Below are 9,216 nucleotides of genomic sequence, written 5' to 3'. Positions count from 1 at the left end.
ATGCTTTCGATGTCAAAGAATTGGTCCGATCAGCATCAGGCGCGAGCTTCGAAACCGCTGGCCATCTGCGTCTTCTGCGACGTCGAATCGGGAGCCGACGCGGCGACGCAACGGCTCGCCGGGGAACTCGGCGCTCATATCGCAGGCCGAGGCCACTTACTCGTCTACGGCGCGGGCGGCAGCGGGTTGATGGGCGCCGTGGCCCGAGGGGTCTCGCGCGCCGGTGGATCGATCATGGGAGTGCTGCCCGCCTTCCTCAACGAACGCGAGCACACCGCGGGAGCCCCGGCGCAGACGCTGATGCTCACGAAGGACTTGACCGACCGAAAGCTGCGGATGATGTCGAGTGCCGATGCCTTCATCGGCCTGCCCGGCGGCTATGGGACCCTGGACGGCATCGTCGAGGTAGCGGCACGGGCTCAGCACGGGCTGCACGACAAACCCTTGGTGCTGCTCGACTCGGGAGGCCTCTGGGAGCAGTTCCGGGACCTCATCAGCGGAATCCGGCAGCGGGGCTTTGCGGTGGGCGACACTTCACTGTTCGCACTCGCCTACACCGCCCAGGAAGCCGTAGAGATGGTCGAGGACAAGGCGGCTGCCTAGTGCTGAAGTCACTCCACGAGACGAAGTTGCGAGCGGGCTTCCTAGGGCCGGTGGTCGCGGAGTATCACGTAGATGACGTTGACGCGGCGTCGTGCCGGGGCAATCAGGGCTTTACGGTATCGCCTACCTTCGCTCTTTTTGCGGTCGCGGATGGCGCGGAGGGTCAGATCACGGCGGATCGCGCAGAAGGCGGACTGGCACAAGACCTGTTTGAGGGCCCTGTTGCCGCCCAGGGCACTGCGCGAGTAGCGGATCCTGCCGGACTGGGCGAGACCGGCGCCGGCCAAGGCGTCGCCGTCAGCAAAGTGCCGCTAGTCGCTGACCAGGGCGATGAAGGCCGCCGTCAGGCGGGTGTCAGGGTGGGCGTCGACCAGTTCCTTGATCTTGGCCTCCAGAGTCTGGAGGCGGTCCTTGCCGGTCAGGAGGTCGGTGGCGAGTTCCCTGATGAGGCGCAGCGGTGCAACGCTCTTCGGGCAGGCTCACGTGTTGTGCGCGTGCCGAGGTGACACCAGCAGCCGCAGCTCGGCGGCGGCACCGTCCGGCAGTTCCCACCGTCCGCAGGTCGTCGCGGAGCATGACCTGTTTGGCGATGACCTTGACGTCGCTGGGATCGGACTTGTTCTCACCGCCCCCGGAATGCCAGGTGGGGCACGGTTGACGGCCGGGCCGGGGACGTGGACCACAGGGAAGCCTTCGGCCAGCAGCATCGCGGGCAGCAGGGCGGCGACGCTGCCTATCAGCTCTGGCCCGACGGCGAGTTCGGCCTGGACGGCCACGAGATCGATGATGGCCTCCTCGACGGCCTCGGGGTCGTTGTCGACCCGGCGGCTGGTCAATTGCTAGCCGCGGTCGTCGGTGACCGCGATCCGATTGATGTCCTTGGTGATGTCGAACCTCGCCGTGGCGGACACGGTGATTGCCCCCCTCCTAGAACGACGCCTGGCGCAACTCCTCCCGCCCGTCCTCGCCCTACCAAGCAATGGTTCGCAGAGCGAAAGCAGAGGACCGGAAGAAGTGGCGGGGCCTGGTGAACAGCCACCTGAACCACCAAGGGCAGCAAGCATGAACACCATCCATGCCCCGCTCGCGCGAACCCAGAGTCGCGAACTCCCGGGGCGCACTCCAGAAGGTAGGACGGCATGATGCAGCCGAGCACCCCGGGAATGGCGCACCCTTCCCTCACGGAGGACGGCACGGACGTATTCCGGCCGCCCGAGGCGGTGCCCCGGGGGGCGCGGGTGCCGAAGGAATGGAACGACACGGTGCATCCCTTGCCGGAGCTTGTCCTTCCGATGCTCTTCGCGGAGCACGTGGCCAGGACTCCGACCGCCCCGGCGGTTATCTTCGAGGGAGTCACGCTGACCTACGCCGAGCTCGACCGGCGGGCGAACCGGCTGGCACGTCACCTCGTCGCACTGGGAGCAGGGCCGGAGAGGTCGGTGGCGGTCGCGCTGCCGCGGTCGCTGTACTTGGTCGAAGCGGTCCTCGCCGTGCTGAAGGCAGGCGCGGCCTACCTACCGCTCGGCCCCGAGAACCCGCCCTCTCGCACGATCCGCATGCTGTCGGATGCGCGGCCGACGATGGTGCTGACCCTGGGCCGTGCCGCAGCCAGGTTCCCCCAGGGGGTGCCGCCGCTGGTGCTGCTGGACGACCCCGGCACGGCCGCGGACGTGTCCGCGTTGCCCGGAGGGGAACTCACCGACATCGACCGGGGCGGTGCGCTCACCTCACTGGGGGCGGCGACGGTCATCTTCACGTCCGGCTCGACGGGTGCTCCCAAGGCGGTGGTGAACTCCCATGGAGGGCTCGTCAACCGAATACTCTGGATGCAGTCGGCGTTCGGCCTCACTGGCCAGGACCGCGTCCTCCACAAGACCCCCATCGGCTTCGACGTGTCCCTGTGGGAGCTGCTCTGGCCGTTGTCGGCCGGGGCAACGATGGTGGTTGCCGCTCCTGGAGGGCACAAGGACCCCCGGTATCTGGTTCGCCTCATCCGGGAGGAACGCGTGACGACGGCGCATTTCGTGCCGTCGATGCTCAGGGTGTTCCTCGAGGAACCCACCGTGAGGGAGGCTCGGGGACTACGGCGCGTTGTGTGCAGCGGGGAGGCCCTCACGCCGACCCTGCGTACCAGATTCCGGTCCGTGCTCGGCGTCCCGCTGTTCAACCTGTACGGACCCACCGAAGCGGCGATCGACGTGACCTGGTGGAACTGCACGGAACAGCAGGACCCGGCCACGGTGCCCATTGGACGGCCGATCTGGAACACCCGGGTGCACGTGCTCAACCAGGAGCTCCAGCCCGTCGCAGTGGGAGAGTCCGGCGAGCTGTTCCTATCGGGCCTCGGGCTGGCCAGGGGCTACGTGGGACGCGCTGGGCTGACGGCCGAGCGTTTCCTCCCCGACCCGTACGGTCCGGCCGGCGGGCGGATGTACCGTACGGGAGACCTCGCCCGATGGCGGCCGGACGGCGCGCTGGAGTACCTTGGGCGGATCGACCAGCAGGTCAAGATCCGGGGCTTCCGGATCGAGCTCGGCGAGATCGAGGCGGCCCTGGGACTGTGCGCAGGGGTGCGAGCCGGTGCTGTGGCCGTTGTCGAGAAGGCTGGTGAGAGGCAACTGGTCGCCTGTGTGGTGGCGGACGGCGGATCCCGGCTGTCTCCGGCCGCCCTCAGGGCGGAACTTGCCTTGAAGCTGCCCGATTACATGGTCCCCGTCTCGTACACCTTTGTCGGCCAGTTGCCGGTGAACCGGAACGGCAAGCTGGACCGCGAGGGGCTCGCCGCACTGATCGGCTGAAACACAGAACTCCGCCCTTCGGGTGGGGCACGTTCCGCTGGACGACGTTGCGCTCCCCGCACAGCGCCAGGTCTTAATGACTGGCGCTGATTGCGTTGCCGCCGCAGGCGCGAGATCGATTATGGCGTGATCCATCGACTCTACGGGACGTTTCGCCGGGGACACTGTGATCAACAGGCGTAGATACTGGGTGTGCTCTGGTTGGCCTTCCATCGGTTCGTGCGATGCTGCTACTCCCTGAAGTGCTTGCCATGTGAGGGCGCGTGCAACTCCATTCCAGGATGGAAGGGGAAGGGTGAGGGTGGAAGCGTATCAAAGCGGTTTCGCGCAGCGCCGATCAACGGCGGATTCTGGCCGTGTACTTCGCACTAGAGGGCCAGCGATGCCCGCCTCAGCGTTCGTAATCCGGCCATGGAGGCCAGGCGCCGGATGGTGTCTTGACGAGGTCATCCGATAGGGATAAGAGGAACCGACGGAGCGTCATGAACTTGCGAAGGCACAACGGTGGCGGGGGTGCCTACTTCGCCCTTCTCGGACGATTCGAGATCACAACTGGGGCCGTGAACGCGGAGATGAAACCACGGAGGCCGAGACTCTTACTTGCCGCGCTGGTGTGCAGAGCTGGCGAGATCGTGAGCATTGAAGACATCATCGACGTCGTGTGGGGCGAAGACCCGCCGGTTACGGTCCGGAGTCAGGTGCAGATCTGTGTGTCGGCCGCACGCCGGCTCCTGGCTGACGTCGGCATGGGGGACGCGCTCAAGACCCACCCCTTCGGCTATTCGTTGGTCCTGGAACCAGGGCAGCGGGACGTCGACGACTTCTCACGCCTCGTGTCGGAGGCACGGGCGGCGTGCGACGCGGGCCATTTTGAAGGGGCGGTGCGAAGCTATCGCAGCGCTTTGAGTCTCTGGCGGGGACCAGCCCTCAGCGGTCTGGACAGCGACGTGCTCCGCAGGAAGGCGGTGGCTCTGAACGAGGAAAGGCTCACTGTGCTGGAGGACTGCATCGACGTGGAACTGCTGCGTGGGCGCGAGCGCAACCTGCTTTCGGAGCTGACGAGCCATGTGTCGGAGAATCCTCTGCGAGAGAAGCTCCGCGGTCAGCTCATGCTGGCGTTGCACCGGGCCGGCCGGCGGACCGACGCGCTCCAGGTGTACCGGGAGGGCCGTGGCCGCATGCTCGAAGACCTCGGCCTTGAGCCGTCGGCCGAACTGCAGCGACTTGAGAAAGAGATCCTCAACGATGCACCGGAGCTCATTCCCGCCTACACGCAGGCGCGAGGCCCAGCAGTCCCGCGGCAGCTTCCCCCGCGGTCCGGCCACTTCGTTGGACGGGACGACATCGTCGAGAAGCTCGGAGCAGTGCTGGTCGGCAAGCCGGAATCCGGCCATCCGGGCACCCGCTCGGTCAACGTCTACGGCCAGGGCGGGGTCGGCAAGACGTCGCTCGCCGTTCACGTCGCCCATCAGGTGGTGCAGGAGCACTTCACCGATGGCCAGCTCTACTACGACCTGCACGGCAGCGAACCGTCCTCTGTGGCCGCGGCACGTGTCCTTGACCACTTCCTGCGCACGCTGGGAGTGCTTCCCTCGAACATCCCGGAAGGCGTGGACGAGCGGGCCGCGATGTTCCGCAGCTGCGTCGCCGACCGGGAGATGTTGGTCGTCCTTGACGACGCCGCCGACGAGGCGCAGATCAGGCCGCTGCTCCCAGGAGGCCACAACTGCGCCGTCCTCATCACGAGCCGACGGTCGCAGCCGGGTATCCCGACGTTGCAGGACGTCCGGCTGGACGTCCTCAGTGGGCCGCAGGCCGTCGAGCTCCTCAGGCGCTTCATTGGGGACAAACGGATCCAGGCCGAACCGGACGCGGTCGCCGAAGTCGTCCGCATCGCCGACGGTCTGCCGCTGGCCCTGAGCATCGTCGGCACACGGCTTGCGGCGGCGCCGCACAGGACTGTGTCGTTCATTGCGCACCGCATGTACGACGACCGGCGCCGACTCGACGAGTTGGTGCACGGCAATCAGGCGGTCCGTACCACCATCGCTTCGACCTATGACGCACTGCACCCCCCACTGCGCCGGCTGCTTAGCAAGCTGAGCCTCTTCGACATGGAGACGATCCCCGGCTGGATGGCCGGAGCGGTGACGGGTCTCGGCACGGAAGAAGCGCACGACCTCATGGACGAGGCGGCTGCCTGCCAGCTCCTCACCCCCGTCGAGGCGGAGCCGACCGACCACCCCCGGTACCGGATCCACAACCTAATCCGGCTCTTCCTCAAGGAAACCGCCTCCCAGCTCACCCAGGCTGAGCGGCGCGACGCAGTACGCCACGTAACCGGAGCGTGGCTCGCGCTCGTCGACGAAGCTCACCGCCAGCTGTACGGGGGCGACTTCACGCTGGTGCGCGGGCAGTCGCCGCGGTGGGAGCCGCCCCGCGACGTCGTCGGGCAGGTAGTGACGGATCCGCTCGGCTGGATGGACGGGGAGCGCTCCGGGCTGCTCGCCGCGATCGCTGTGGCAGGCGAGTACGGGTTCGACGAGGCCTGCTGGGACCTGGCGGTGGCTCTGGTGACCCTGTTCGAGGTGCGCCGCTACCACGACGACTGGAAGGACACCCACGAGACGGCGCTGAATCTCGTCCTGCGCACCGGTAACGTCCGGGGGGAGGCCGCGACGCGGTGTTCCCTCGGCTCGCTCTACCTCTCGCAACGCAACGTGGAAAAGGCCCTGCCCTACCTCGAGAAGGCCCGCTCCCTCTTCGAGGAGCTGTGCGACGTCGGCGGGATGGCCCTGTCCGCGCGGAACATCGCGCTGACCTGGCACATCCAGGGAAGCCTGGACAAGGCGTTGCGCGAGTACGAACACGCGGCAGACCTGTTCCTCGAAGTGGGTGACCCCGTCGGGCGGGCGCACGTCTGGTGCAACACCGCCCAGATCCACGTGTCCAGAGGCGATCTGGCCATGGCGGAACAACAGCTGACCGCGGCGCTGCGCACGTGCCAGGACGTGGGCAATCCTCGGGTGACGTGTCAGGTGCTCTTCCGGCTGGGCGAGCTCCAACTGGTCCGGGGCCACGCGGAACGGTCACTGGGATACTTCCGCAAGGCGCTGGCCATCGTGCGGACCCAGGCGGACCAGGAAGGCGAGGGGTACGTCCAGCGAGGCCTGGGCAGGGCCCACCTCGTGTTGGGAAACCTGGCTGAGGCGGCCCGTTGCTTCCAGAGTGCGCTGTCCGTCGCAGACACCACCGGGAGCCTCCAGGACGCTGCCCTGGCCAAGGGAGGTCTGGCCGAGGTGTATCTGGCCCAGGGGCAGCACCAGCGAGCGAGGGCCCTCCTTGAACAGGCGCTCCGGGTCATCTCGGGCAGCGGTGACACCGAGACGTCCGCGCGGTTTAGCGCCCTGCTCGCACGGGTGTCCTGAACCGGGTTGCGGGCCGCTCGGCCGTCACCGAGCGGCCTGCAACCCGTCCGCAGCCGTTCCGCATCGGCTCGGTCACGTCTGGGGCGTCGGCCCCCATGGCGTGTCGTCGGTCGCTGTGCTCATCGTGCCGCATACCGGATCCGTAGCGAACGTCGCGATCTTCGGACGGGCGTCGACGGGGACGGACGTTCCTGCCGGATCCTTCATCATTTCTTCCATCTCCTTCACCAGTCTGGCCGGGGGTGGGGCGTGGGCCGTTCCTGGAGCATATGGACATGGCCTTCTACATGCCATCGGCCCGCTATCGGCGGGAACGGCAGCACCGGGCTCACGTCGCGGCCCCGACTGGATAGGGAGTTGATCGCCCTGCAATAGGCCCGGAATAGCAGTCCGGTGAGCATGATGCCGCAACCACATCCGGCACCCGGACGGTGCTCCTGCGGAGAGCCGTCCGGCTGCTCTTCGGCAACGAGAGGCCTCTATGGCGGACGGAACGGGATTCGGGACGGCGACCGCACATAGTGCCGGACTGTCGGTGGCGGTCTTCTGCGGTGCGCGGCCAGGCCACTCGCCGCGGGTCGTCGAGTGCGCCGAGGAAGTGGGCGCGCTCCTCGGCGTCCGTGGCCACCGGCTGGTCTACGGTGCCGGCGGAGTCGGTGTGATGGGTGCGGTGGCCCGCGCAGCCCAGCGGCACGGGGCGTTGGTCACCGGAGTCATCCCCCGCTTCCTGCGGGAACTCGAGCGCGACGACGTGGCCCCTGAGCAGGAGCTGCTCGTGACGAACGACATGTTCGAACGCAAGCGGGTCATGCTCGAGAGGGCCGATGTGTTCCTCGCACTCCCCGGGGGCTATGGAACGCTGGACGAGGTTATCGAAGTGGTGTCGCTGAACTACCTCGGCCAGCGTCCGCGGCCCCTCGTTCTGCTCGACGTCGACGACTTCTGGGCGCCGCTGTCGCGCACCTTGGCGGCGGTCCAGCATCGCGGGTTCATCCGGGACTTCGCGCCCGCCCCGTTCGAGATCGCCGGTGATCCGGCTGCGGCCATCGCCGCCGTGGAGAAGATGTCGGGGCGCTGCGACGAGCGGTAACCCCCCCGGGTTCGGGCCAGGGACAGCCCGCCCGCCAGGCCCCTGGCTGCTTTCCCGCGCACGGACTCCCTCATCGCGTCGCACCATTCAGCTTGCGGAGGATCGGCCATGACCATGTACCCGACACACTCTCCTGCCGTGTCGGCACGGGCCTCGGCTCTGACGGGTAACAGCCTGACCGAACTGCTGGTAATGGCCCGTGGCGGCGGCGCTGTGGACCTTGCAGTCGGCACCCCCGGCTACCCGGAGATCTCCGCGGGCCTGATCGCGGAAGCCAGCGGAGCGATGCTCGCCGGCCACAACCAGTACGAACATCCTGCGGGTGAAGCACTCTTAAGGGAGCGCATCGCCGACATGCTCGGCGACGGTGCGGATCCCGTGACCGAGATCACCGTCACCACGGGTGCCACCGAAGCGCTGCACGTCGCACTGCTCGCCACGGTGGATCCCGGCGACGAGGTCGTCCTGCTGTCACCCGGCTACGAGCAGATCACCGCGGCGGTCAACCTGGCGGGTGCCAGGCCCCGGTTCGTGCCCCTCCACGCCCCCGATTGGCGGTTCCAGCCAGAGGACCTGGCAGCGGCGTTCAACGACCGGACCCGCGCCATCGTCCTGAACACCCCCGGCAACCCCACCGGGCGGGTGCTGAGCCGCAGGGAGCTGGAAGAGATCGCCGACCTGTGTGAACGCTGGGACGTCGTCGTCATCTGCGACGAGGTCTACCGCGACTTCACCTTCGACGGGCGACGCCATGTCTCGGTCACGGAGGTGCCCGGACTTGCCGACCGCTCCGTCGTCGTCGGCTCGCTGTCCAAGAGTCACGCTGTCAGCGGATGGCGCCTGGGATTCCTGCGGGCGGACCGAGAACGCACGGTCGCGCTGCGGCGCGTGCACGAACTGACGACCAACGGCACGGCAGCCCCGCTCCAGGTGGCCGCCGGGCGGGCGGCCCTCACCTCGGGTCTGCCCGTGGTGACGCGCGAGATGAACCGTAAGCGCGATGTGGCGCAGGAGATCTTCAGCGCCGTTGGCATGGAGTTCTCACCCGTCGAAGGCGGCTGCTTCTTGTTCGCGGACATCAGCCGCCTGACCGAAGGGCGTCAGGAATGCGGGGCGTTCGTCCGTGAACTGCTGGACCGTTCTGGTGTCCTCATCGTCCCCGGGAGCTCGTTCTTCTCCGACCCCAGGCAGGGCGCGCAATACGTCCGCATCGCATTCAACCGGAAGATCGAGACGCTGCGCGAGGCACAGCGCCGGATGGGGGGAGTGTGATGCCCGCAGAGACCGGGGAGAGTGT

6 protein-coding genes are annotated in these 9,216 nt (G+C 67.6%); 5 read left to right on the top strand and 1 reads right to left on the bottom strand.

The annotated features are described in order from the left end of the window. A complete protein-coding gene (locus tag N8I84_RS41410; RefSeq protein WP_263235143.1) occupies positions 1–603 on the top strand; it encodes an LOG family protein in 603 nt (200 codons plus the stop codon). A 479-nt stretch (positions 604–1,082) separates the two neighbouring features. Here N8I84_RS41410 and N8I84_RS41405 read toward each other — a convergent pair whose 3' ends face one another. Next, the gene (locus N8I84_RS41405) at positions 1,083–1,439 is read right to left on the bottom strand and encodes a hypothetical protein (protein ID WP_263235142.1); all 357 of its coding nucleotides are present in this window, start codon (positions 1,437–1,439) and stop codon (positions 1,083–1,085) included. A gap of 435 nt (positions 1,440–1,874) precedes the next feature. Between N8I84_RS41405 and N8I84_RS41400 the strand changes: the two genes are divergently transcribed. From N8I84_RS41400 to N8I84_RS41385, 4 genes are all read left to right on the top strand, one after another. Continuing rightward, the gene (locus N8I84_RS41400) at positions 1,875–3,401 is read left to right on the top strand and encodes an amino acid adenylation domain-containing protein (RefSeq protein ID WP_263235141.1); all 1,527 of its coding nucleotides are present in this window, start codon (positions 1,875–1,877) and stop codon (positions 3,399–3,401) included. A 560-nt stretch (positions 3,402–3,961) separates the two neighbouring features. Continuing rightward, positions 3,962–6,829 carry an AfsR/SARP family transcriptional regulator gene (locus N8I84_RS41395; protein WP_263235139.1) on the top strand — a complete coding sequence of 956 codons (2,868 nt, stop codon included), beginning with the start codon at positions 3,962–3,964 and terminating at the stop codon, positions 6,827–6,829. A 481-nt stretch (positions 6,830–7,310) separates the two neighbouring features. Then, positions 7,311–7,919 carry an LOG family protein gene (locus N8I84_RS41390; protein WP_263235137.1) on the top strand — a complete coding sequence of 203 codons (609 nt, stop codon included), beginning with the start codon at positions 7,311–7,313 and terminating at the stop codon, positions 7,917–7,919. 108 nt (positions 7,920–8,027) lie between these two features. After that, positions 8,028–9,191, top strand: a complete 1,164-nt coding sequence (locus N8I84_RS41385; RefSeq protein WP_263235135.1) for a pyridoxal phosphate-dependent aminotransferase — start codon at positions 8,028–8,030, stop codon at positions 9,189–9,191. Positions 9,192–9,216 lie beyond the last annotated feature (25 nt).

This window comes from Streptomyces cynarae, from assembly GCF_025642135.1.
GTDB lineage: Bacteria > Actinomycetota > Actinomycetes > Streptomycetales > Streptomycetaceae > Streptomyces > Streptomyces cynarae.
This window is presented reverse-complemented; position numbering and strand designations above follow the sequence as displayed.

Excerpts from the sequence above, each read along its gene's own strand:
- N8I84_RS41410 (WP_263235143.1), top strand. The coding sequence starts at position 1 with ATGCTTTCGATGTCAAAGAATTGGTCCGATCAGCATCAGGCGCGAGCT.
- N8I84_RS41390 (WP_263235137.1), top strand. The coding sequence starts at position 7,311 with ATGGCGGACGGAACGGGATTCGGGACGGCGACCGCACATAGTGCCGGA.
- N8I84_RS41385 (WP_263235135.1), top strand. The coding sequence starts at position 8,028 with ATGACCATGTACCCGACACACTCTCCTGCCGTGTCGGCACGGGCCTCG.